At 45.8% G+C, this 25,312-nt stretch carries 18 protein-coding genes; 4 read left to right on the top strand and 14 right to left on the bottom strand.

Going from position 1 to position 25,312, the window contains the following annotated elements:
• Nucleotides 1-97: 97 nt before the first annotated feature.
• The gene (locus NSQ91_RS30160; RefSeq protein ID WP_076301451.1) at nucleotides 98-3,271 is read left to right on the top strand and encodes an efflux RND transporter permease subunit; all 3,174 of its coding nucleotides are present in this window, start codon (nucleotides 98-100) and stop codon (nucleotides 3,269-3,271) included.
• A 758-nt stretch (nucleotides 3,272-4,029) separates the two neighbouring features.
• On the opposite strand, the gene NSQ91_RS30165 is transcribed toward NSQ91_RS30160, so the two are convergent.
• A complete protein-coding gene (locus NSQ91_RS30165; RefSeq protein ID WP_076123947.1) occupies nucleotides 4,030-4,722 on the bottom strand; it encodes a TorD/DmsD family molecular chaperone in 693 nt (230 codons plus the stop codon).
• Between the two features lie 416 nt (nucleotides 4,723-5,138).
• Here NSQ91_RS30165 and moaA point away from each other — a divergent pair, with 416 nt between their 5' ends.
• Nucleotides 5,139-6,140 (top strand): GTP 3',8-cyclase MoaA, encoded by a 1,002-nt coding sequence (gene moaA / locus NSQ91_RS30170; RefSeq protein WP_340921110.1) that lies wholly within the window; start codon nucleotides 5,139-5,141, stop codon nucleotides 6,138-6,140.
• A gap of 125 nt (nucleotides 6,141-6,265) precedes the next feature.
• On the opposite strand, the gene NSQ91_RS32145 is transcribed toward moaA, so the two are convergent.
• Genes NSQ91_RS32145 through NSQ91_RS30185 form a run of 4 tightly spaced genes read right to left on the bottom strand, consistent with a single transcriptional unit; the run spans nucleotide 6,266 to nucleotide 9,916 of the window.
• Complete coding sequence (locus NSQ91_RS32145; RefSeq protein ID WP_081383200.1) at nucleotides 6,266-6,370, bottom strand: S-layer homology domain-containing protein; 105 nt, start codon at nucleotides 6,368-6,370, stop codon at nucleotides 6,266-6,268.
• Nucleotides 6,371-6,403: 33 nt separating this feature from the next.
• Entirely contained in the window at nucleotides 6,404-7,456 is a 1,053-nt protein-coding gene (locus tag NSQ91_RS30175) for a HAMP domain-containing sensor histidine kinase (protein ID WP_340921113.1), read from the bottom strand.
• Nucleotides 7,453-8,130 (bottom strand): response regulator transcription factor, encoded by a 678-nt coding sequence (locus tag NSQ91_RS30180; RefSeq protein WP_076123953.1) that lies wholly within the window; start codon nucleotides 8,128-8,130, stop codon nucleotides 7,453-7,455. Before NSQ91_RS30180 ends, NSQ91_RS30175 begins: the two co-directional genes overlap by 4 nt.
• The gene (locus NSQ91_RS30185; RefSeq protein WP_340921115.1) at nucleotides 8,060-9,916 is read right to left on the bottom strand and encodes an ABC transporter ATP-binding protein; all 1,857 of its coding nucleotides are present in this window, start codon (nucleotides 9,914-9,916) and stop codon (nucleotides 8,060-8,062) included. Before NSQ91_RS30185 ends, NSQ91_RS30180 begins: the two co-directional genes overlap by 71 nt.
• A 362-nt stretch (nucleotides 9,917-10,278) precedes the next feature.
• Here NSQ91_RS30185 and NSQ91_RS30190 point away from each other — a divergent pair, with 362 nt between their 5' ends.
• Complete coding sequence (locus NSQ91_RS30190) at nucleotides 10,279-11,514, top strand: MFS transporter (RefSeq protein WP_305953522.1); 1,236 nt, start codon at nucleotides 10,279-10,281, stop codon at nucleotides 11,512-11,514.
• An 85-nt stretch (nucleotides 11,515-11,599) separates the two neighbouring features.
• Here NSQ91_RS30190 and NSQ91_RS30195 read toward each other — a convergent pair whose 3' ends face one another.
• Complete coding sequence (locus NSQ91_RS30195; RefSeq protein WP_076182280.1) at nucleotides 11,600-13,306, bottom strand: glutamine--tRNA ligase/YqeY domain fusion protein; 1,707 nt, start codon at nucleotides 13,304-13,306, stop codon at nucleotides 11,600-11,602.
• Nucleotides 13,307-13,536: 230 nt separating this feature from the next.
• On the opposite strand from NSQ91_RS30195, the gene NSQ91_RS30200 reads away from it, so the two are divergent.
• A complete protein-coding gene (locus NSQ91_RS30200; protein WP_036681941.1) occupies nucleotides 13,537-14,085 on the top strand; it encodes a GNAT family N-acetyltransferase in 549 nt (182 codons plus the stop codon).
• 94 nt (nucleotides 14,086-14,179) lie between these two features.
• Here NSQ91_RS30200 and NSQ91_RS30205 read toward each other — a convergent pair whose 3' ends face one another.
• From NSQ91_RS30205 to NSQ91_RS30240, 8 genes are all read right to left on the bottom strand, one after another.
• Nucleotides 14,180-14,824 carry an MOSC domain-containing protein gene (locus tag NSQ91_RS30205; protein WP_340921118.1) on the bottom strand — a complete coding sequence of 215 codons (645 nt, stop codon included), beginning with the start codon at nucleotides 14,822-14,824 and terminating at the stop codon, nucleotides 14,180-14,182.
• The gene (locus tag NSQ91_RS30210; protein WP_038573668.1) at nucleotides 14,805-15,335 is read right to left on the bottom strand and encodes a GNAT family N-acetyltransferase; all 531 of its coding nucleotides are present in this window, start codon (nucleotides 15,333-15,335) and stop codon (nucleotides 14,805-14,807) included. Before NSQ91_RS30210 ends, NSQ91_RS30205 begins: the two co-directional genes overlap by 20 nt.
• 68 nt (nucleotides 15,336-15,403) lie before the next feature.
• The gene (locus NSQ91_RS30215) at nucleotides 15,404-16,624 is read right to left on the bottom strand and encodes an MFS transporter (protein ID WP_036681946.1); all 1,221 of its coding nucleotides are present in this window, start codon (nucleotides 16,622-16,624) and stop codon (nucleotides 15,404-15,406) included.
• Between the two features lie 460 nt (nucleotides 16,625-17,084).
• Entirely contained in the window at nucleotides 17,085-17,912 is an 828-nt protein-coding gene (locus tag NSQ91_RS30220) for a formate/nitrite transporter family protein (RefSeq protein ID WP_036681949.1), read from the bottom strand.
• Between the two features lie 2,137 nt (nucleotides 17,913-20,049).
• Entirely contained in the window at nucleotides 20,050-21,414 is a 1,365-nt protein-coding gene (locus tag NSQ91_RS30225; protein WP_340921122.1) for an FAD-dependent oxidoreductase, read from the bottom strand.
• Between the two features lie 334 nt (nucleotides 21,415-21,748).
• On the bottom strand, nucleotides 21,749-23,383 hold the full coding sequence (locus NSQ91_RS30230; protein ID WP_340921125.1) for a formate--tetrahydrofolate ligase: 1,635 nt from the start codon (nucleotides 23,381-23,383) through the stop codon (nucleotides 21,749-21,751).
• 248 nt (nucleotides 23,384-23,631) lie between these two features.
• On the bottom strand, nucleotides 23,632-24,108 hold the full coding sequence (locus NSQ91_RS30235) for a glutathione peroxidase (protein WP_339813016.1): 477 nt from the start codon (nucleotides 24,106-24,108) through the stop codon (nucleotides 23,632-23,634).
• 141 nt (nucleotides 24,109-24,249) lie between these two features.
• Nucleotides 24,250-25,116, bottom strand: coding sequence for a M15 family metallopeptidase (locus NSQ91_RS30240; protein WP_340921130.1), 867 nt, complete (start codon nucleotides 25,114-25,116; stop codon nucleotides 24,250-24,252).
• Nucleotides 25,117-25,312 lie beyond the last annotated feature (196 nt).

A 25,312-nucleotide genomic window follows, 5' to 3' on the forward strand; every position in this document is an offset into this window, starting at 1 on the left:
CGGTAGAGAGAAAGTCATGGATAGTGAGTATTATGATTTTTTATAATGGCGCCCTATTTCGTAAAGAAGAGGGCCGAGAGGAGCAGAAAAGAAACTTATGAAAAGCTTAATTAATTTCTCGCTCAGGAACAAATTTGCCATTTGGCTTCTGACGATAATTATTGTGTTTGCCGGTTTATATAGCGGACTGACGATGAAGCAAGAAACCTTGCCTAATATTAGTATACCCTATCTTAGCGTAACAACCATTTATCCGGGGGCCGCACCAGAAGGCGTCGTTAATGATGTCAGCAAACCGTTGGAGCAAAAGCTCCGCAATGTGGATGGTGTAAAGACGATCACCTCCACTTCTTTGGAGAATGCCTCCAGTATCCAAATTGAATTCGATTATGGAACAAATCTGGATAATGCTACAGCAGCAGTGCGCGAATCACTAAATGAAGTCTCATTACCAGACAATGTGCAGAAGCCTTCCATTTCCCGCTTTAGTCTTAGCTCAATGCCTGTTGTCTCCCTCAGTCTTTCTAACGGGGATACCCAGGATCTTGAGGAACTGACCCGTATTGCTGAGAACGATATTCGCCCGGCCCTGGAGGATGTTGAGGGTGTCGCTTCTATCCAAATCTCTGGTCAATACGTCAAAGAAGTATCACTCAAATTCAATCAAGATAAGCTCAATCAATATGGACTGACCGAAGATACCGTTAAAGGTATCATTCAAGGCTCTTCCCTCCGTGTTCCACTCGGACTATTCGAGATGGACAAGGCTCAAAAGGCAGTTGTCGTGGATGGCAACATCACTACCGTTGAGGATCTTAAAAATGTGACCATTCCGGTAATGCCAACTGGCGCTAACGCTGCTGGTGCTGGAGCTACTGGAGCTGCCGGCGTTGATGCTGGTGCTGCTAACGGAGCTGCTGGTGCTGGTGCTGGAAATGCTGCTCCTGGCGGAGCTGCAAGTATGGGACTTCCAACCGTGAAGCTCGGAGAGCTGGCCACGATTGAGGTTGTGGGCAATTCCGAATCCATCTCCCGTACAAATGGTAAAGAATCGATCGGTATTCAGATTGTCAAAGCCAATGATGCCAACACTGTTGATGTTGTAAATGGCGTTAAAGACAAAACTGAAGAATTAAAAGCACAATATAAAGGCATTGACCTTACTGTTCTACTTGACCAAGGTAAGCCCATTGAGGACTCCGTAAATACGATGTTATCCAAAGCGGTATTTGGTGCCTTATTCGCAGTAATTATCATTTTGGTGTTCCTGCGGAATATTCGTTCGACGATTATTTCTATCATCTCTATTCCATTATCCCTGCTGATCGCAGTGCTGTGTCTGCGGCAGATGGACATTACGCTTAATATGATGACACTGGGAGCGATGACGGTCGCGATTGGGCGGGTAGTCGATGACTCGATTGTAGTCATAGAGAACATATATCGACGGCTCTCCTTATCTGGTGAGAAACTGAAGGGTAGAGAATTAATCAGTGCGGCCACACGTGAAATGTTCGTGCCTATCATGTCCTCCACAATTGTAACCATCGCGGTGTTCTTACCACTTGCTTTGGTTAGTGGTATGGTTGGTGAGCTGTTCTTGCCTTTCGCTCTGACCATGGTCTTCGCCCTGCTCGCTTCATTAGTAGTTGCGATTACCCTAGTTCCTGCAATGGCTCACTCGTTGTTCCGTAATGGATTGAAAGGTAAAAAAACTCACAGCGAGAAACCAGACAAACTTTCTGCTGGTTATCAAAAGATTCTAAACTGGTGTCTTTCTCATAAGCTCGTTACTTTTGGAGTTGCCGTTCTTCTCCTTGCAGGCAGCTTGTTCTTAATCAAACCTATTGGGGTAAGCTTTATGCCATCCCAAGAGGATAAAACCGTAATGCTTACTTATTCACCAAAGGCCGGACAACGGATTGAGGAAGTTCAAGAGCAAGGTCTGAAAGCTGAAAAATACATTTTAGCGCAGAAGCATATAGACAAAATGCAATATTCCATTGGCGGCGGAAGCCCGATGGGTATGGGTGGATCCAGCAATTCAGGACTATTTTTCATCGTTTATGATAGTGACACTCCTGATTTTGAAGCTGTTAAAGAGAAGCTTATTGAAGGTTTGACCGCAGAAGTGCCAGATGGTGTATGGGGTGACATGTCCGCTCTGATGAGTGGAGGCATGGGTGGAAGCACTCTGACCGTGAATGTATTCGGAGATGAACTGGATCAGCTGAAGCCAGTCGCGGATGAGATTGCCTCAATCGTACAGGCTGACACCACTAATTTCAAAGACGCAGAAACAAGTCTCAAGGAAGCTTACGATCAATATACGATTGTAGCGGATCAACAGAAGCTTAGCTCCCTTGGACTTACAGCCGGACAAATTGCGATGAAGCTGAGTCCAGCAGGCACACGTCCAGTGCTCACAGAAGTAGAATTGGACGGCAAGAACTACAAAGTCTATATCGAAACAGATAAAGAAACGTACAAGAGTATTAAAGAAATGGAAGAGGCTACTTTGACTTCCCCACTAGGCATCTCCGTGCCAATCGGGCAAGTCGCTAAAATTGAAAATGGCTCCTCCCCTGACTCGATTACTCGTATGGACGGTAAAATGAAGGTAGATGTTACTGCCGAAATTATTTCGAGTGACGTGAATAGCGCTTCGAACAGCGTGAAAGAAAAAATAGACGCTATGGAATTGCCTGATGGTGTAACTGTTACCTTCGGCGGTGTAACCGAGCAGATCAATGATACGTTTGGTCAATTAGGAATTGCTATGGCGGCTGCTATTGCCATCGTATACTTCGTGCTTGTGGTTACATTTGGCGGTGGATTAGCACCATTCGCTATCCTGTTCTCACTTCCTTTCACAGTGATCGGGGTACTCGTTGCCCTTCTGATCGCTGGAGAAACCTTAAACGTGTCCTCGCTCATGGGTGCGCTGATGTTGATTGGTATCGTAGTAACGAATGCGATTGTCCTTATCGACCGCGTTATTCATAAGGAAAAAGAAGGACTCACTACGCGTCAAGCCTTGCTTGAAGCAGGTGGCACACGTTTACGTCCAATCCTGATGACTGCACTTGCAACGATCGGTGCATTGCTGCCATTGGTTACTGGACTTGAAAACAGTGCAGGAATTATCTCCAAGGGCCTCGGCGTGACCGTAATCGGTGGTTTGGTCAGTTCCACGCTTCTGACACTTGTAGTAGTGCCAGTCGTGTATGAATTCCTGATGAAATTCCGCAGCAAAAAGGTAATTGATTAGAACTATGATGTGAACAAGTAAATAGGCTCACACGAGAGGCTGTCTCCAAAGTAGTGAATTCTACTTATGAGGCAGCTTCTTTTTTTAGTAAAAGGCTGCACAGCGGATTCTTGCTTTAGCCAATAGACTGTGTGCTGTGCCAATGTTCAACGCCATTAGGGTGCTGATTAGAGAACGGTGGATGATGTGCGTTTGTGCGTGGTGGAGGCTAATGTACCGTGAACGTTTGCGATGTGCGGTATACAGCGGGTGATCTGCGTGGGTCGTTTGGACGGCGTACATTTGTGTTTACTGCGTTCTGTGTTTGGGCGATGTGCGGAGTGGATCTTAAACTAATTAGGGAAAAACTCCCTGAAAAAAGCCAATATTCGCTCTAAATGAACGAAATCAGGGAATTCCTCCCTGATAATAAGGGGGATTTCTTTTATTACCGCCGAATCAGCTATATTTTAGGGAGGTTTTCCCTAATTATTAGTCTGATGACCAGAAACTCTAGAATTTCAGGGAGAAATTCCCCAATTAGTCTATCGGTGCTTTAGTTCGGCAACAAGACTGCGCTTCGATTGGTACTTCAATTAATGCTTCGGTTGGTGCTTCAGTTGGTGCTTCAGCCTCTACTTCTATCGGAGTTTAATTAGATCATCACTAGGATGCTTCACACGGTACTTCTATTTGCTACAGAACTTCTATTAAAGCTTCATACCTACTTGACCAGCACGCAAAAACCCGACCTAATGGATAGGCCGGGCTTTCTAATATTAAATGCTTGTAGCTGCACTGCTCTCCAATGAAGCTCTCCAGGAACGAAGCATTTGCAGATCAAGTGGCAGAAACTCCTCAAGCATATGTGAGAGGCCTAGATATAGCGGACTATCCGTTGCTGCATTCAGTTTCTGACAGAACTGCGGTGTCCATTGCAGTAGATGCTTTTCCAAAAAGGACTCCTGAATATCAAGCAGCTCCATAGCACTTCTTATTGAAAAGCTATTGTAAAGCATACGCTCATGCATGACTGCCATAAATTCGAGCTCAATAGCAATATGATCATCGGCTTCACCATTACACTTATTGAATACAATTCCAGCGGAGGTGTACACATCCGCAAGCACGTTACAGAAATCCTCCGAGCGTCCTAAAATCGCTGCTTCGCGCAATTTAAAAGAACTAACGGACTGTTCTTGCATAAGCCGTTTATATTCTTTGCTCTCTTTCTCGCATATCATTGGCAGCTTGTTCGGTTCCTGACTCAAATAGCGCTTCAGCTCCCGACCGCCTTCCGTCATCTCAGCCGCTACACTCATCTGGCGATTGCGGCTCCATTGAGCCACTAGAGAGAGTGATGGTTTTCTACCCAAAAAATCCACTAAAAGCTGATATATTAATCCCCGACTTTCCAACCAACGGCTAAAAGCCTCCGGAACGGTGAGCGATGGAACAGTATGTGTACTCATTTTGCAAATCCTCCTCAATGGTTTCCCGGTCACTCTCCGTCACATTACCGACGTGCGGTTTCCGGTATCCTATCTGTTTTCGCAAAAGTGAACGTTAAAACTAATCCGCACCTAGATTATATCGGATATTAAAAGCGCTTTCCGTGAGCATTCTATGTCTAAAAACTTTATTTGTCGTACTTTTGTCACACTTTCCGTTGTTCAATATGCGTTATCTTCTTATCTAGTTTGTCCAGTTTTATGTAATGAAACCCTGTCGTCCAGAACTTTGCTCATTGACGTGAATCCAAGCGATCTTTAAAATTCTAAACAAGTATAAACATCTTCGCGTTCTGTCCTATTAGGGACGTTATGCGTGTATACGAGAAAGTATAAGAGCAATTTATCAGCCAGATTTAAAGGAAGGGAGCAACGCCATGGAGCCGCTGACGGACCCTTTTGGACGTTTACACGATTACATCCGCATTTCGGTTACCGACCGCTGCAACCTGCGTTGCATCTATTGTATGCCAGCGGAAGGGATGCAATTCCAACCGCAGGACGAGATTCTGAGTTACGAGGAAATTACCGCAGTCGTTAAGTCGCTAGCCCCTCTTGGATTACGTAAAGTACGACTAACTGGTGGAGAACCTCTTGTCCGCAAAGATCTGGAAAAGCTTGTTGCTATGATATCTGCGATCCCAGGTATAGAAGATATTTCGCTGACTACAAATGGTTTAATGCTTCCAGCCAAAGCAGCACAGCTAAAAGCAGCCGGTCTGTCACGGGTAAACATCAGCCTAGACTCCTTACGGCAGGATCGATTTTCTATGATTACTCGTGGCGGCGAAGTCGCCAAGGTATTAAAGGGGATCGAGGCCGCACAAGCCGCCGGACTTCAACCGATAAAGCTTAACGTTGTATTGATGAAAGGAATTAATGACGACGAAATCAAAGACTTCATCTCCCTTACGCTGGAGAGTCCTCTAAATGTACGCTTTATAGAATACATGCCGATTGGCAGTGCTACTGATGCTTGGCGCCAGACTTATCTGCCTCTGGAAAGGGTTGTAGAAGCTTGTACTGAGGCTGGTTGGGAAACGGAAGCGGCAGAAATGCCCTCCGGGAATGGCCCTTCCCAGAATCGGCGGGTTGTCGGATCCCCTGGTACATTCGGCCTGATTCATCCGGTGAGCGAGCACTTCTGCGATAATTGCAACCGCCTGAGACTTACCGCAGATGGGCACATCAAAGCTTGCCTGTATTGGGCAGATGAATACAATGTCCGCCCTTTGATAAGCGATCCTGCTGCTGTGCAGGCCTTATTCCGGAAAGCGCTGGGCAACAAACCCCATAATCATGAAATGGCCTTAGCTCTGGAGAAAAAAGCACAGAGCCACACGCCGACAGCTCGGCGCATGTCTCAAATTGGTGGATAAACGTCCATCCCGGTATTATAGTTCCTCTTTTAATTGCATAAATACAAAAAACGCCGCTTTCCCACTGAACGATCTGGGAAAGCGGCGTTGTGCTTAAAGCTTAGCGATGAGCTATTCAATCACTATTAGAGAGATAGAGCTTCGAGCAGCTTAGAAATAGTCGCCGCCGCCTCGGCTCTTGTAGCCTTTTTCTCAGGACGGAAGGTATTGTCTTCGAATCCACCCAGAATACCGGCTTCAGCTGTTTTTCACATACAGCAAGTTTATTTCATTCGTACTGGCAAGCTCACCTTGAACGCTGTCCCATCCCCCGGGCGACTATTTGCAGTTACCTTACCTTCATGCAGCTCAACGATTTTTTTAACCAATGACAGACCTAGTCCACTACCGCCACCACTTGCGGTTCTAGCTTTATCTGCCTTATAGAAACGCTCGAAGATCCGAGGCAGATCTTCCTCCGAGATGCCAATCCCGCTATCTTGAATCTCCACCTCTACCTGCTCATCCACCATGCGAAGGCTAATATGGATGCAACCGTTCTGCGGAGTAAACTTGATACTGTTATGCAGCAGATTAGTCCAAACCTGACTCATTAAATCTTTTACAGCAGATACATTCACTTCTTCCAGTTCAGCCTCTACCTCTATTTTTTTCTCCAACCACTGTGGTTCAGAAGCCAGAATCGTATCTCTAAGCTGCTTATCCAGGCGGTAAATCTGATTTTCAAACGGAAAATTGCCCGATTCAAGCGCGGACAGCTTCAATAAATTATCACTGAGCCCAGATACGCGGGTACTCTCAGCCACTATAATATTAAGGTAGTGCCTCCTGCTCTTCACACTCAGAGTTTCATCCTGCAGCGCAAGAGCAAACCCCCGAATAGAGGTTAGCGGAGATTGAATTTCATGCGATACATTAGAGATAAAATCCTGACGCATGGTCTCCATCTGGCTCAGTTCGCTGGCCATTACGTTGATACTCTCTACAATCTCACCGAAATCACCGTAGTCCTTTGTATTATCCAGTACCACATTGAAATCACCCTTAGCAATCCGCCCTAAACCTTCGATAATTGATTTATAAAAAACACGTTCCCAGCCCCGGAATAACTTGGAGGTTACCAATGCCATCAAAAACAAAATCACAATTCCGGCCATCACGCCGATTAACTGGGTCAAATACTCCGAAGAGGGGCGTCCAACCCTGCCATATATCCAGTTCATCAAGAAATAAGCTGCACTCCAGCTAATCCCAACACCACCGAAGTAAATAAAAGTCATCCCAATCCGCTTAAGAAGCTCCTTAAACCGGTTCATGCCTCTGCCTCCAGCCGATAGCCTAATCCGCGGATGGTGCGAATAACAAACCCGTATTTATCAGGAGCGAACCGTTCGCGCAAACGGTTGATATGCACATCGAGCGTCCGCTCATTCCCTTCAAAATCATAACCCCATATCTCTTCGATTAGCCTGTCTCTAGTCAATGTCTGCCCCGGATAGCTGCCCAGCTTAAATAACAGCTCAAATTCCTTAAGCGGCAAAGTGACTTCTCCATACGCTGAGGATACCTCGTAGGTTTTACGATTCATTCGCAGCCGGCCAATCCCCACACTTTGTGCAGCAGAGATTTGGTAACGTTTGAGCAGCGCCTTTACTCGCGCAATAAGCACCACTGGCTCAAAGGGTTTGACGAGATAGTCATCACTTCCCAGCTCAAAGCCCTTCACAATTTGTGAGGTCTCTCCCTTAGCCGTCAGCATCAATATCGGAAAATCATAGGTTTGGCGCATCTTCCGGCACAGCTCCCAGCCATCCAAATTGGGCATCATCACATCAATAATGGCTAAGTCTATGTTATGGCTCTCCAGAATCTGAAGAGCCTCCAGTCCATCAGAAGCTCCATAGATGTCATCCATCCCCTCAGCTCTCAGAAATACTTCTACCAATTCGCGGATGTGCGGATCGTCGTCCGCTACTAGTATTTTTGTCATGTATCACTGGAGCCTCCTCTTTATTGTCTTGAATCTCAAGGTTATTCATCTGCAGCTGCTGGGTGGCAAATTCACGATATAGCTCATGGTTTTCCAGCAGTTCTTCATGTCTTCCCATCCCGGTAATCTGGCCCTTTTCCATAAAAATAATCTGCTCAGCATTTACAACAGTAGCCAAACGGTGCGCAATTACAATCGTAGTCCGGCCCTTCATCAAATTGGACAGTGCCTTCTGCACTACGGCCTCTGATTGGCTATCCAGACTGGAGGTCGCCTCATCAAGCATAAGAATCTTTGGATTCCGCAGCAGCGCTCTAGCAATAGCAATCCGTTGCCGCTGTCCACCCGAGAGCTTCACACCTCTCTCACCGGCATCCGTATTATATCCTTCAGGAAGCTCATCGATAAAGCCATCTGCATAAGCCATTGCTGCTGCTGCGCGCATCTCCTCCATGCTAACGTCTCGATCCAATCCATAGGTTAAATTCTCAGCAATCGTACCTGCCAACAATGGGCTTTCCTGTGAGACGTACCCGATCAGTTTCCGCCATGAGCGTAATGAGAAGGTTGACACTGGTTTATCGCCTAGCTTAACCATACCTTTCTGAGGCTCATAGAATCGTTCGAGCAGTGAAAATAATGTAGTCTTGCCTCCCCCGCTCGGTCCAACAATAGCCGTCACCTGACCCGGAAGCATCCGGAAGCTTACATCGGTTAGCACATTCTCACCATTTTTATATCCAAAGCTTAGATCTTCTACAGAGATAGGACCCTCTGCACCGTTCGCCTCTTCCTGGCCCTCATATACCTCCTCTTCTGCTGCCAGGGTTTCAATAATGCGCTCTGATGCCCCTTTAGCTTTCTGAATCTGTGTAAAGAACGTGGTCAATTGAGTAAGCGGCATAATAATCTGAATAAGATACAGGATAAAGGCTACCAGCTCTCCAGCTGTCAAAGCACCGGAAGATACCTGCATTCCGCCATAACCGATAATGACCACAAGTAACATCATAAAGACAAAAGAGACAAGTGGGCTGATCATAGCGCTGATTTTGCCTTCACGAATGCCAAAGGAGAGCAGGTTCATAATTCCGGTTTTGCCTGCTTCGTACTCTTTTTTCTCTGCACCCGAGGATTTGACCAGACGGATCTCTGACAATACACCACTAAGTGTGGCGGTAAAAGAAGCTGTTTCGTCCTGCATGCCTTTGGAGATTTTGTACATCTGCCGTCCAAGCGGCACCAAAATCAACGCAGATAGTGGAAGAACGGTGAACAGAACAAGCGTCATCTTCCAGTTCAAAAATAAAAGCACAGCAATGGAGCCCACAATGGAAATCACTCCGGTAAATAAGCTGGCCAGATGTTCAGAGATCAGCGTTTTGATGATCCCTGTATCATTCGTCATCCGGCTGACGCTTTCTCCTGTCCGATTATCATTGTAATAAGCTACTGGCAACACTAAAAATTTACGCCATAACCGGTCACGAAGACCTGCAACCATCTTCTGGCCTACATAATTCAGCAGATAGATAGAGATTCCCCCGGCGATCGTCTGCGCGATAAAAGCACCCGCTATGCCCACAATTTGCAGCTTGCTGACAGAAGCCAAAGAAAAGCCATCCACCAGATTTTTGGTGAACATTGGGATCACCAGACTAACCAATGTCGAGATCATGCTTAGTGCAATGGCTATTGCCAATAAGCCGTATGAAGGCTTGGTTTCTTTTAATAATGTGAGGAATGGCTTCAGCGCCGTTTTCCCCTTAGCTTCGGATTTTTTCATGCAAAAACTCCCCTTTTCTTGGTGAATCTGCGAGAAGAATGTATCTTCTCTGTTTCGCCTAACCCCATCCTAGCCCTGAATTGTAAACTGAAGTTAAACCCATTGATTCTCTTTTATACAAACGTAGATAGGATAATCCTCAGGCATATTCCTAATAAGGAGGAGCGAACTCTTAACATTTCTACCACCTGCAAACTTGTTATATGCGTTTTTTGTCACTTAGCGGATCAAATTTAAATAAACGTTAAAAAAATGTAAAAAAGTAAAAAAGGAAGTTTGTATCCCTTTTCAACACGTGTTACAGTGATAGAAGGGCCTAATATTGGTCAGTATATCCATGCAAGACATCTAGTGGGAAAGGAGTGACGCATTTGCGGAAAGGCGTTAACTATCCATCTTCTTTCACGTCTTTAAAATGGTTCAATTTTTTTGTATACGGAACCATGGTCCTCTTCTCCAGCTTCTTTCAACTATACCTGCTGGATGTAGGGATGAACAAATTAGAGATCGGTGCCGTATTTTCTATGGGTGCGCTAGTATCCATCTTTGCAAATCCATTCTGGGCAATCTGGACTGACCGATACCAGAATATCCGGAGAATCGTTTTGCTTATGTTAATCGGAACGTTAGTGTTATCCCAGCTTATGTTTCGGGCAAATACATATGAGATGATCTACATCTCCATTCTTTTGTTCTATTTCTTCCAAGGACCGTTATTTGCTCAGAGCAATACGATGATTCTCAGCTATATTGACGGAACTAACTATCGCTTCCGTTCTTTTCGGCTTTGGGGTTCATTGGGGTGGGCACTAATTGCAATTGCCGCCGGATTGGTCCTTGATTGGGCTGGTGTATCTATCTTGTCCTATCTGTTTGCAGGCTTACTATGTGCATCAATGTTATCCATTCTTGCATTACCGAAACTTAACCATACCATTGGCATGGCTCCTATGCCGTATAGAGGCTTCAGCAAACTAATTTATAATCCCTTTTTCTTGTGTTTCATATTGTTTGGTATCCTAGTTTCCATACCGAACACCATGAACACTACATTCATGTCTTTGTATATTACGGACCTAGGCGGCTCCAAGGGAATGATTGGTCTCGCAGTATTCCTCTCCTCTATTTTGGAAGTGGGTGTATTTGTTCTCTGCGACCGATTCCTTAAACGTAAAATATCTGTTCTGCTCGGCTGGCTTGCGCTGGTTAGCGCTTTATTCGTACTACGATGGTGGTTCATGGCGGACGCGACTACAGCCCTCCAAGTAGTGCTCATTCAAATTTTACACTGCATAACATTTGGTGGTTTCTTCTATGTAGGCACTCAACTGACCATGCTTCTTATTCCAAGACCTTACCGTGCTTCAGGACAAGCGCTCTACACACTGACTTGGAGCGGTATAGCCGGTATTGTTGGAGGAGTTCTCGGAGGTTGGATGTATCAAAATCTAGGGGCACAGAGCATGTATCAAGCGGGTGTCTTCTTGACACTGTTTGGAACGCTAGGCTTTACTTTCATGTGGCTCTTTGTAAACCGTGGAGGCTACCGGCCCCCTACAGAGGATGAGGAAGAACTCTCTCACATCGAAATATTATAAGCGAAAATATAAAAAACAGGCGCAAACGTACCTAAACGGGACGTTTGCGCCTGTTTTATTATAAAGAACCTGAACGAATCAAGTGTTAGCCTTGTTTTGGAGGCTGAAATGAACTCTTCAGTGAAACGATAAGATTGAATACGAGATGCCCAGGCGCCGAATATTTGCTATCTACATTAAAATAGCCATGACGGAAGAACTGGAATTTATCCTGAGCCACACTTTCCTTAAGCGCGGGTTCCACAAAACCTTGTAAGATTTCAATGGATTTAGGATTAAGCTGATCCAAGAAGCTAGGCTCCGCTTTCTCTACCGTGGAATCCAGACCTTCAACTTCTGCAGCCTCATCTACTTCTTCAGCAGAAATCAGTGGCTCGTATAAACGGAATTCTGCAGGCACAGCTTGACTAGCTTCTACCCAGTGCAGAGTACCTTTTACCTTACGGCCTGTAAATCCACTGCCACTCTTTGTTTCCGGATCATACGTACAATGCAGTTCAACAACCTCGCCATTCTCATCTTTAATGACTTCATTACATTTGATGAAATAAGCATGCTTCAGGCGTACTTCATTGCCGGGGAACAAGCGGAAATATTTATTGGGCGGATTCTCCATAAAGTCGTCGCGCTCAACATAAATCTCACGAGAGAACGGAATTTGGCGTACACCCATTTCTTCATTCTCTGTATTATTCTCCGCTTCAAGCCATTCTGTTTGGCCTTCCGGATAATTGGTGATAACAACCTTAAGCGGACGAAGTATAGCCATGGTGCGAGGCACAGTTAACTTAAGGTCTTCCCGGATAAAGTGCTCCAGCATTTGCAGGTCCACTAGACCCTGACTCTTGGAGATCCCTGCTTCGTACACGAATTTACGAATCGCTTCCGGCGTATATCCTCTGCGGCGCAGGCCGGAGATCGTTGGCATCCGCGGATCGTCCCAGCCATCCACATGTTTTTCGTCTACCAGCAGCTTCAGCTTACGTTTACTAGTCATGGTTTGAGCGAGATTCAGACGGCCGAATTCATATTGATGCGGAACAGAAGGCATCTCACATTCCGCTACGACCCAATCATAAAATGGGCGTTGATCTTCAAACTCAAGCGAACAAAGGGAGTGAGTTACTCCTTCAATGGCGTCCTCAAGTGGATGAGCGAACGTGTACATCGGGTAGATGCACCATTTATCCCCTGTATTATGGTGATGCGCATGAGTAATCCGATAGATGACAGGATCACGCAGATTAATATTTGGTGATGCCATATCGATCTTGGCACGAAGAACCTTCTCACCATCTTTGAATTCCCCTGCCCGCATACGGCGGAACAGATCCAAATTCTCTTCGATACTGCGCTCACGATGTGGACTGTTCTGTCCTGGCTCTGTCAGCGTTCCCCGCAATTGGCGAATTTCATCCGCGCTGAGGTCATCTACATAAGCTTTGCCTTTAGTAATTAATAATTCGGCACGTTTGTACATTTCTTCAAAATAATCCGATGCAAAACGCAGCTCTTCCCATTCATAGCCCAGCCACTTTACATCTTCCTGAATGGAGTTCACATATTCCGTATCTTCTTTGGCAGGATTCGTGTCGTCAAATCTTAGGTTAGTCTTGCCACCGAACTCGTCCGCCAGTGTAAAGTTAATCCAAATCGCCTTGGCATGTCCGATATGTAAGTAACCGTTCGGCTCCGGCGGAAAGCGTGTGACAACTTCTTTTACTTTACCCGTACGGAGGTCTTCGGTAATAACATTTTTAATAAAATTGGAGGGGGTAGTACGGTTCTCCACAGCTATCAACCTTTCGTTCTGTAGTGTTACACTACTTCTTGTATAAACATGTTTCCTACTAATATACCCGTTAACTGTAGATTGTTCAATAAAAGGGGGCACATGGCCTGGATCAATTTTTAGCATCTTTAGACCTTTTGACTTCTCTGCGGGCGATAGAGTAGCATGATAATCATAAGAAAAAATCCATAATCATACATAAGGCCTTGTGCCGAAAAGGAGGCAACTGCTTGTTTAATTATGTCATCGACGAAGAGCTTATCTTAAAGCCACTCATGCCTGAGCATGCTAGGCACATATTCGCGTTAGTGGAGCGCTCGCGGGAACGACTTAGGCAATGGCTTCCTTGGGTTGATGCCGTTACGGAACAGGATCACACCCTTAATTTCATTAAAAATGCTATAAAACAAGGCACCGACAATGGCGCCTTCACTGCTGGACTTTGGGTCCGCGGCGAGCTCGCTGGCGTCATTGGGTATCACCAGATTGACTGGCATAACCGTTCGGTAGGGATTGGCTATTGGCTTGGTGATGGCTATGAAGGCAAAGGTTATATGACCAGTGCCTGCCGAGTTCTAGTAGACTACGCACTGCTGGAAATGGAGCTGCAGCGGGTAGAAATTCGCTGCGCGACCGCCAACGTAACTAGCCGGGCAATTCCTGAACGGCTTGGTTTTGTGCTCGAAGGTGTGATCAGACAGGCAGAAAAGCTGCCCGATGGCTACGTGAATCACGCCGTATATGGTTTATTACGTAGTGAGTGGCAGCTGCTCGGCTAAGTTACTTAAGCAAAGCAAAGTTAAACAAACACGCAAGCAGAAATAAACCTGGCTGGCATACGCCCCCAGGTTTATTTTATTGAGCAGACCAAGATTAGATCTCTGGCATACCCAGCTGTTTTCGAAACTTGTTCCGTACTACGGCTGAGAGGGCTTCCAGCTCCACAAGCTCTGCCAGAGCAGCCTCCTCTTGCAGCCCAACCTGCATTAAATGCAGTACATGCGCCACGGAAGCATTGCTGTCTCCGTTTTCTTTTTTGACAATTGCATCGCCGGTTGAAATCATTCCTTCACGAAGTACACGCAAGTAAAATCCGCTATACCTTGTATCCAGAACTTGAGCCGGAAGATCTGCGGGTCCATGCTTTTGTGAGATTTTGAAGCAAGGATATCTTGGCTGGCTAACCTGAAGCAGAGTGGTGCCTATTTCATATACATCGCCAATACACACCTCTATCTCCAGCAGACCCGTTGTGGTGATATTTTCTCCGAAAGCCGAGTACTCCAGTTTCTTTCCCAGCTGCTGTTCCCAATAAGGATAGTGCTCAATGGGATAGGCGCACACCGCCTTGTCAGGACCTCCATGATGTTTAAGATCTGCCTGGCCATCTCCAACAAATCCATTGATATGAAGCTGAACTGATCCTTCTACAGGCGTTTTATAAATTCCGGTCTCCAAAGGTTTTCCCCGATAATCCACCGTCACCGGCCGACCGACATTAAGCGAGACGATCTCCATATCCATTTCCTCCTGTCAGCATGCAGCTCATAAATATCTCATCCACATAACGGCCGCCAAGATAAAACTCCTCCCGCAGACGTCCCTCTTCCACAAAACCGCATTTCCGATAAAAAGAAATCGCTGATTCATTACAGGATAATACACGCAGGCGAAGCTTACGAATAGCATGCGCCGCAGCATGTTCCTTAATGGCTTCCATGAGCTGCCGGCCGATGCCTAAACGTTGATAGTTCGGATGAACAGCAATATTAACCTCGCACACATGCCGGTTGCTCTCCATTCTACTAGGGCAGCCAAACCCGACATATCCACATAGCTTGTCATCTTGCAGCGCTACGAGCTGAGAGCCCGGGGGAGCATTCAGCAAGAAATCCTCTTGTGAGCGCCACAACATAGGTCCCGGGCTAGTGTCCTCTGTCCAAATCAGATGGTCCAGATCAATGAGTTCTCGCACGTCTTTAATCTCTGAGGGTCTAATAGTTAACCTTGCCTTGTTGATTTGTTTCATAAGATGTACACCCCTTGCCTTGCACCTCTATAGAATTCACAGCAGATGTTGGAATCCACTGTGTATAGTTATCTTACGGACCGCTCTAACGAATGGCCTTTACGATTGACTAAAGAATGGATGACGAAAAATCCTACAGACAGCAGCGCCATCGCACAGGCCAGCCAGGCTGTCGGTGCCAAACCACCGCTATCATACAGTCTGCCCATGAAGTAAGGGCCAATGACTCTCCCGACTGCACCTATCCCTCCGCTTAGTCCCAAATAAAATGGTGCGCTGCGCCCCGCATGATCCGAGATAAAGGATGGCATCGCTGGAGAAATCAGCATTTCTCCCAGTGTAGCAAGCACCATTCCAAGCACTAATCCAGGATAATTAGGCATCCACAAAAGAAACGCATAGCCACCCAAATAAAACAGGGCACTTGCAGTCATTTGTGCCGTTGAGGTAGACGCGAACCAGCGCTTAATCATTGTTACCAATGGCTGAGCTGCAAAAATCAAAATACCGTTCAGTGTCCAGAGAAAACCATAAGTTTTCTTAGGCCAGCCCTCTGAAATAATGAACGGAGATACCCCTGTATTCCAGATAGAGTTACCGAGAAGCAGGAACAAAGAACCGATCCCCATATAAAGATAAATACGAGTATGCCCCATTAGCTTCCACGTGGATTGTTTCTCTGGTTCATTCTTCTGATGCCCCATTACCTCATGCGCAGGTTCTCCACCGATTTTCTTCAGATATATAAAAAAGAAACCCGCAAATACCGCCGAGGTTACACCATTCATTACAAAGCTTAGCATATAGGAAATATCGGCCAAAAAACCGCTTAATGCCGTCCCCAGTGCTACACCAATATTATTGGCGACATAAATAACATTAAACAGCTCACCACGCTGCTTCGTGAAACGAAAGCCGATAAATGCCTGAATGGCAGGTAATGATAAGGAATTAAATAATCCCACTAGTCCCATTGCAACCATAAATAACGTCCAGTTGTTACTAGCTGCCGGCAAGGTGAACAGTGCCAAAGCATTCATGGCGAGCGCTCCGACAATCAGCCGGTTCACGCCTACCTTATGATAGAGTGAGCCCCCGAGTAGTTGACCCACGATCCCACCAACCGATTGAATAAGAATCACCAGTCCAGCATCTGACATGCTGCGTCCAAGCTCATCAAATACATACATCGTAACGAGCGGCCACATCAGCGCACTACCTGTTGCGTTAATTAGGCTGGCAATTAGAAATATTTTCACTTCTTTTGGATATGCCTGTAAAAACTTCATAAGTAGTGTACATCCCCTGTTATATATGTGTCATTAATTCATCCAGTATCATCCCAAAACAGGGTTATGAGCAAGCATATACATTGACGTTTTATCGTGATAAAGTACGCATGAAATCTAGAGGATAAAACGCACATATCGCATGAAATATCCCGTCTCCCTTGGGGTTCACGTCCACAGTCCTCCCTAGTTCTAATATCTATTCTTATTTTAAAGCCGTGGCTGTCGTCCGTAAAGCAAACTAAACAAGAAGAAACTGATTCGCTTTTAGAAAGACGGGGTAATAGAGCCTAGAAACACTCCCCCTTCAAAATTCGCCGTGATCCGATTTCGTTCCCCCGAGCGCGGATATATCACGGCGGATTTTTTTGTGTCTACATAACAAAAAGCACCCCTAAAACATTAACGCCACCAATAAGGCAGACCTTGAATGTTCTATGGAGTGCTCTATAAGACGAGCTTAAGCGTGTTTTTTGACACTGCTGCCGGACATGCTATCTACGGATTGAATAGCCGTAGGTGCTTTACGCAAGTATGCCATCCAATAGGCAGCTGCGACAAATATTGCTCCACCCGTTAGATTGCCGAGCCAGACGGGAACAAAGTTAGTGAAGTATTGCCCCCATGAATAATAACCTTCAAAAATAGCTGCTGGAATTAGGAACATGTTAGCTACAACGTGCTGGAATCCTATCGCAACAAAGGCCATCGTCGGGAACCAAATACCAAGGATTTTGCCGCTGAAGTTATCTGCTCCATAGGAGAGCCATACGGCCAGCGCAACGAGCCAGTTACAGCCGATACCCGAAACAAATGCCGGAAAGAATTCTGCATCGATTTTATGACCAGCCATATCCACCAATTTTTCTAAATACACACCCTCTGAAGTTAAACCCACCACATGACCGAAGAAATAAGCTACAAATAATGCCCCTGCCAGATTACTAATCGTAATGAGCAAAAGATTCTTCACAACTTCCCAGAAAGAAATCTTCTTAGCCATAAAAGCGAGCGGCACGGCCATCATATTCCCTGTCAGCAGTTCTCCACCTGCAAGGAGTACCATGATCAGCCCAACGGGGAAGACTGCGGCTCCGATAAAGTTAGCAATGGAACCCCATTCCTGTGGTGCGCCAGCAATGACGCGAATATCTAATAAAAACCCGAGCGCAATAAACGCTCCTCCCAAAAAGCCCAGAATAAGTACGGTACTTAGCGGATTATGAGCTTTTTTTATGCCGTTCTCTACAGTTACTTCGGCAATTTGCTGCGGTTTGCTATAAGCCATGGTTCCTATCCCCTTCATCTATTTACTTCAAATTTGTTCCTTTATGACCATTGTAGCGTGTCGTAAAACACATTAACGTGATAATTATCACTTTGAGAAAACTAAGTGAAAGTTTTCACTGACATGTCAAATTTACTGCGACCTGTGCACAAATAGAAGTTTGCGACTGGCCTACTAAGCCAGCATATCTTGTTTCGTTGGATTACATTTGAGCGTACGCAGCAGCTATCGGACACCGTTGACCCTATATGCAGCTATATCTCACTGGAGCTATACCTAACTGGAGTCATACCTCACTATAGTCATACTTCACTATCGGCATTCTATCGGACTCGGATGACTCTAATCTTAGCTTTTGAGCATATTTGGCCCACACCCGGACATCGGACTCAGATAACCTTATTTGTAACTTTCGAGCACATTTGACTCGCTATCGGACCCCATAGTCGCTATTAGCACCAAAAACACACTAGTTTTACCTCGTTCTATGTAATAGCTGCACTGGAGTCCGAAATCACGCTCAAACGGCGATTAATTGCTAAATAGCGGCTTCTGAGTCCGGATAATTCTGAGGTGGGCGGTTTCTCAGCATGATCGGACTCAGTTGACCCTATTCGTAGCTTTCGAGCACATTTGGCTTGCTATCGGACCCCATAGTCGCTATTGGCACCAAAAACACACTAGTTTTACCTCGTTCTATGTAATAGCTGCACTGGAGTCCGAAACCACGCTCAAACGGCGATTATTTGCTAATTAGCGGCTTCTGAGTCCGAAAGCTTCTGCGGGGGGCGATGACTCAGCACGATCGGACCCAGTTGACCCTAATCGTAACTTTCGAGCACAATTGGCTCGCTATCGGACCCCATAGTCGCTATTGGCACGAAAAACACACTAGTTGTCCCCCATTCTATGTAATAGCTGCACTGGAGTCCGAAATCACGCTCAAACGGCGATTAATTGCTAAATAGCGGCTTCTGAGTCCGGAAAATTCTGAGGTGGGCGGTTTCTCAGCATGATCGGACTCAGTTGACCCTATTCGTAGCTTTCGAGCACATTTGGCTTGCTATCGGACCCCATAGTCGCTATTGGCACCAAAAACACACTAGTTGTAACTCGTTCTATGTAATAGCTGCACTGGAGTCCGAAATCACGCTCAAACGGCGATTAATTGCTAAATAGCGGCTTCTGAGTCCGGAAAATTCTGAGGTGGGCGGTTTCTCAGCATGATCGGACTCAGTTGACCCTAATCGCAACTTTCGAGCACATTTGGCTTGTCATCGGACCCCATGGTCGCTATTAGCACGAAAAACACACTAGTTTTACCTCATTCTATGTAATAGCTGCACTGGAGTCCGAAATCACGCTCAAACGGCGATTATTTGCTAATTAGCGGCTTCTGAGTCCGATAAATTCTGCGGAGGGCGGTGACTCAGCACGATCGGACTCAGTTGACCCTATTCGTAACTTTTGAGTACATTTGGCTTGCCATCGGACCCCATAGTCGCTATTGGCACCAAAAACACACTAGTTGTACCTCGTTCTATGTAATAGCTGCATTGGAGTCCGAAACCACGCTCAAACGGCGATTATTTGCTAATTAGCGCCTTCTGAGTCCGAAAGCTTCTGCGGAGGGCGATAACTCAGCACGATCGGACTCAGATGACCTTATACAGAGCTTTTGAGCAAATTTAGCTCGCTATCGGACCCCATGGTCGCTATTAGCACGAAAAACACACTAGTTGTAACTCATTCTATGTAATAGCTGCATTGGAGTCCGAAACCACGCTCAAACGGCGATTATTTGCTAATTAGCGGCTTCTGAGTCCGAAAGCTTCTGCGGAGGGCGATGACTCAGCACGATCGGACTCAGTTGACCTTATACAGAGCTCCTGAGTCCGGAAGCTTCTGCAGAAGGTGGTGACTCAGCACGATCGGACTCAGTTGACCCTAGTCGTAACTTTCGAGCACATTTGACTTACTACCATCACCGAAGCCATTGGATTGCATCTACCCAAGCAGCTATTCAGCACCTAACAAAAAAAAGCAGTGATCCTCCCGTAACAGGAGGATCACTGCTTCTCTAGCTTTACAAGGCTGTCTTATTCTTCGATAAATCACTCAGGAACAACGTCCCTTTTTAAACCGTTACAGCCTCTTTGCTTGGTACTGTTGTCGGCAGCGCTTGAAGACCTACTGTATTCAGGAAGTTCCAAGGTTTGTTGTAATGCGGTTGGAAGAAGAAATCGATAAAGGCTAGTTGGTCGATTGTCATATGATTTTGAATACATACAGACACTGTGTTGATCGATTGCGTCAGATCCATCTTGGACATAATTTGAGCCCCGAGAATACGGCGTGTGGCGCGATCAAACACTACTTTTAACTGTACCTGCTCAAAGGTGGGCATAAATTCCGGACGGTAGTTATCAATAATCATGGCGGTTTCTACGTCCATTCCTTCAGCCTTAGCTCCTTCTTCAGTAAGCCCTGTTGCAGCGATATTGTCTTCATAAATCTTAATGCCCGAAGTCCCTTGTGTACCCATATAAGGAATGGTCTCTGTTACCAAGTTGCGTGCAACTAAGGTTCCCATCCGCACGGCATTGGTTGCCAGTGGGATATAGGCGTGTTTGCCTGTAGGGTTGTAATGAATCGCACAGCTGTCGCCAGCGGCATATACATCCGGGCAGCTAGTCTGCATATAGTTATTGACTACAATGGCACCATTAGGCAGCATATCGACTTGACCTTTTAAGAGTTCAGTATTAGGACGGAAACCAATGCAGAGAATGACCAGATCTGTCTCATGCTCACCTTTGCTTGTAATAACCTTTGTTACCTTACCGTCTTTGCCTGCAAAAGTGCTGACCTTCTCATTCAGTGCCAATTTAATCCCATGATCCTGAAAAGATTGTTCGATCGGTGCAGTAAATTCTTGGTCCAGATATTTACTCAGAATGCGATCTTCACCATCAATTAGCGTAACTTGCTTGCCATTCATTTGAAAAGCTTCCACCAGTTCAACGCCGATATATCCAGCGCCGACGACGGTGATTTTATTCGCTTGTTTAGCTTTTTCTATAATAGTGTTGGAATGATCATAGTTCTTGGAAAGTAAAATCCCCTCGAGTTCAAATCCTTCAAGCTTCGGCACAATCGGCCATGAACCTGTAGTCATAATCAGCTTATCGTAGGTGTCAGCGAACTCGTGACCTGTCTCCAGATTGCGTACACGCAATGTTTTGGACTTCGTATCCACTGCAGTTACTTCATGACGCATATTGGTCTTTACGCCAAGCTCTGCAAGCTTTTCTGGTGAAGAATAGAATAGCCCCTCTGGGTCTTTAACCACTCCACCTACATACAAGGCAATTCCACAGGATAAGAAGGAAATATTATCATTTCGCTCATATACAGTAATCTCGGCATCCGGGTAAAGCTGAGCAGTATTCACAATTGCGGCGGTTCCGGCATGGGTACATCCAATGACAGCTACTTTCATTATTTCTTCCTCCTTCAAATGGACAATCGGGTTATATATTTGACTTGCATGACCGATCAATGATGGAATCTGATCAACAATGGGCTAGTTGTGATTTATTTCACTTTATAAACTGATTATATTGTGATATTTATCACATTACAAGTCTTTTTACCTATATCCTCATATTGTTCACAATTTTAAGTTTTTTTCCGCCACTGCTGCCGAATGCGACTCCGTTAGCTTTGCCACGTGGGAGGTACATTATGATCCGCATTTGCAGGAATCCAAAGGAAGCATAAAAAAAGGCTTCCCCTCTAATACCAACAAGGAGAAGCCTTTTATTAAAACACTTTTACACCAGACCGTGAATCTCTCCGTCCTCATCCATCCATAGTCCCTCAGCAGCTGGCTTAGCTGGCAGACCTGGCATCGTAACGATATTGCCTGTAATAACTACCGCAAAACCTGCACCAAGCGAAAGGGTAATATCTCGGACACCAATCGTAAAGCCTTCCGGTGCTCCGAGTAGTCTAGGCTGGTCGGAGAAGGAATACGGCGTCTTCGCCAAACATACTTGAAGATCATTTAGCCCAAGCCGCTCGATAACCGCCAGACTCCGCTTAGCCGCCGGAGAAAAGTTCACTTCTGCCCCGCGGTAGATCTCACGGACAATTTTGTTGATTTTGGATGAAATGTCGAGATCCTTCTCATACAAAGGAGCAAACTGGCTCGGCCCACTATTGTCCAAGAGCTTGTTCAGCTCAGAAGCCAGCTCCTGTCCACCTGCACTACCTTCCGCCCATACTTTTGAGATCGCAGCCGGCACGTTTAAATTGCGGCAGGCCTCCAATACATCATTAATCTCGCCCTTACTGTCCCCTTCAAAATGATTTATGGCAACTAAAACAGGGACTCCAAATTTACCGAGATTCTCTACATGACGTTCTAAGTTCACCAATCCCGCGCGCAGCGCCGTCCGATTCTCGGTTAGAAGCTCGCCTTTAGGCACACCACCGTTATATTTTAAGGACTTAACAGTTACGACAAGAACAGCAGCAGAAGGGGTTAACCCGGCCTGTTGGCATTTGATATCCATGAATTTCTCTGCACCAAGATCCGCTCCGAAGCCTGCTTCGGTGACTACAACATCTCCCAGCTTAAGGGCATAACGAGTGCCAATAACACTGCTGCAGCCATGAGCGATATTCGCAAACGGCCCCCCGTGCACAATAACAGGCGTACCTTCCAGAGTCTGTACCAAGTTTGGCTTAACTGCTTCCTTAAGCAGCGCTGTCATCGCTTCAACGGCCCCGATTTGCTCGGCTGTTACCGGTTGTCCCTCTTGGTCATAACCAATCAGAATACGGTTTAAACGCTTCTTGAGATCCATGAGGTTATCGCATAGGCATAACACAGCCATAATCTCAGAAGCCGTTGTAATCTGAAAGCCACTTTCCCGTACGGCTCCATTTCCGTCTCCCAGCCCTGTCACAATACTGCGCAGGCTGCGGTCATTCATATCCATGACACGTTTCCAAACGATACGCTGCGGATCCAGTCCCAGCTCATTGCCTTGGAAGATATGATTGTCAATCATTGCGGACAATAAATTATGCGCAGAAGTTACCGCATGAATGTCACCGGTAAAGTGCAAATTAATCTCATCAGCCGGAACAATCTGCGACTTTCCGCCGCCTGTTGCGCCGCCCTTCATCCCTAAACAAGGCCCAAGCGAGGGCTCACGTAAAGCAGCCACGGTCTTCACTCCTGCTGCATTCATTGCCTGCGCCAACCCGATGGTTGTTAAGGTCTTACCCTCGCCAGCAGGGGTCGGATTCACCGCAGTGACCAGAACCAGCTTGCCATCTGGCTTGTTTTTCATATCCTCCCATAAGGAAGGTGAGAGTTTGCTTTTATATTTTCCGTATAGTTCCAGATGCTGCTCGTCGATTCCTGCTTGTGCTGCTACCTCTGTAATTAACTTCATGCTTGTATAAAACCCTCCTGCCGTTATTATCCTGCTGTACTCCGCTTTTTTATGCATGTTCGCTCAGTTGCTATATTCTCTTCAAAGGATACATCGTCTTTTTAAAGCGTCAAGTATAATTTATCACAATAAAAATTCAAGGCAATCTCCATTAATCCTTTAAAAAAAGAAAATCCCCGCGAGCATCGGTCGAAACCGAGTCGAAGGGATACTTGGAAGATCACTCTGCAACTGACCCCATAATGGATCTACAGTAGTGCCTCAATATGTTGTTTCATCGTTTCCGGCGATTCTTTGGGCTCCACACGAGCTACTACATTGCCGCTGCGATCAATAAGAAATTTGGTGAAATTCCAGCTAATGTCGCTGCTGTCTCCAGCACCAGGCTGCTGCTCCTTCAAATAATTGAAAAGCGGGCTGGCATCCGGTCCATTAACATCAACTTTGGCGAATACCGGAAAGGTAACTCCATAATTAATCTGACAGAATTCCTCAGCCTCTTCACTCGTACCTGGCTCCTGGCCCGCAAACTGGTTGCAGGGGAATCCTAATACTACAAGTCCTTGATCGCTATACTGTTCGTATAGTTTCTGAAGATCTCCATACTGTGGCGTAAGCCCGCACTTACTAGCCGTATTAGCAATCAGCAGCACCTTACCTTCATACTCCGCAAACGGCACTTCTTTACCCGAAGGTGTAACGCCGGCAAAATTGTAGATCGACATCTTTATTCCCCTTCCTTCCTTGTACTTAGACTACACTACGTATCTTACCCGAACTGTAAGGGAATGCAACTTCTGAACTCTTTTTATAGCCATAGAAAAAGCAGCCCTACAAATTTCATAGGACTGCTCTCTGCGTCTGTGTTATTTCGATACCGGAATTGCGTCATAATATTCTTCCAACGTAATATCCTTCTCATTGATATAGGCAGCAATGTCCTTACCTACATAACGGATATGCCAAGGCTCGTACTTATATCCGGTAATGTCTTGCTTACCTTCAGGATATCTGATGATAAAACCATATTCCCCTACATGCTTGGCCAACCACTCGGCTTCCTTCGTCCCACCAAAACAGCTCTCAGCGGCACACTTGCCATCACTTCCCGAGACATCAATAGCCAGCCCGGTCTGATGCTCGCTATAGCCAGGGACTGCACTGTAAGTACGGGCTTTTTCTTCCCCGTCTCTCTCCACATAACGGTTATACAAAATCGTCTGGGTTGCCTGTGAGCGGTAGGCAGAAACGCCTGCTAAATAAATTCCGTCTTCCTCTGCACCTGCGAACATCTTCTCCAAGGCTTTAGCGGCTTCGCTGCGCATCATACGCTTTTCGATTTTCTCTTTGAAGGTAAACCGGACATCAGGATAGACAAGATCCGTTGGTTTATAATTATCAGGCAAACCATACTGCTTATTTACCATCACTGTAATACTATCAGGCTCTGCAGATATAGGATCTGGAACACTACCTGCATTATCACCGCCTGATTCAGGCGGACTAGAGGGTTCTGATGGATCTGGTGTATCCGATGGATCAGCTACTGCCGGGTCTGTAATCCCCCCTCCATCACTTTCCCCCGTCTCCCCAGGCTCACCTTGAAGATTATCCCCCACATTTATATTTGAACCGTTACTCTCCGAAGCAGAAGGAGACGTGTACTTTCCTATTCCCCAACCGACAGCAATAACGACAATTAACAAGATTATAATTTTAAATTTTTTTGACATCTGTAAGTTCTTCCTCCTCGAAGCCGAACATTCTATTTATCTATTAGACAGGCTTTCCTTCATAAATGTTTCACTAAGAACCTATTTTTAATATAAAAATCAATATGTTCCACGCTATAAAATAAAGGTTACCATAGGTCATTAGCTTCAGCGCTAACTACCCTATGGTAACAAGTTTCATCTATAAAACTCTACT

This window comes from Paenibacillus sp. FSL R7-0048, assembly GCF_038004505.1.
Lineage (GTDB): Bacteria > Bacillota > Bacilli > Paenibacillales > Paenibacillaceae > Paenibacillus_AQ > Paenibacillus_AQ odorifer.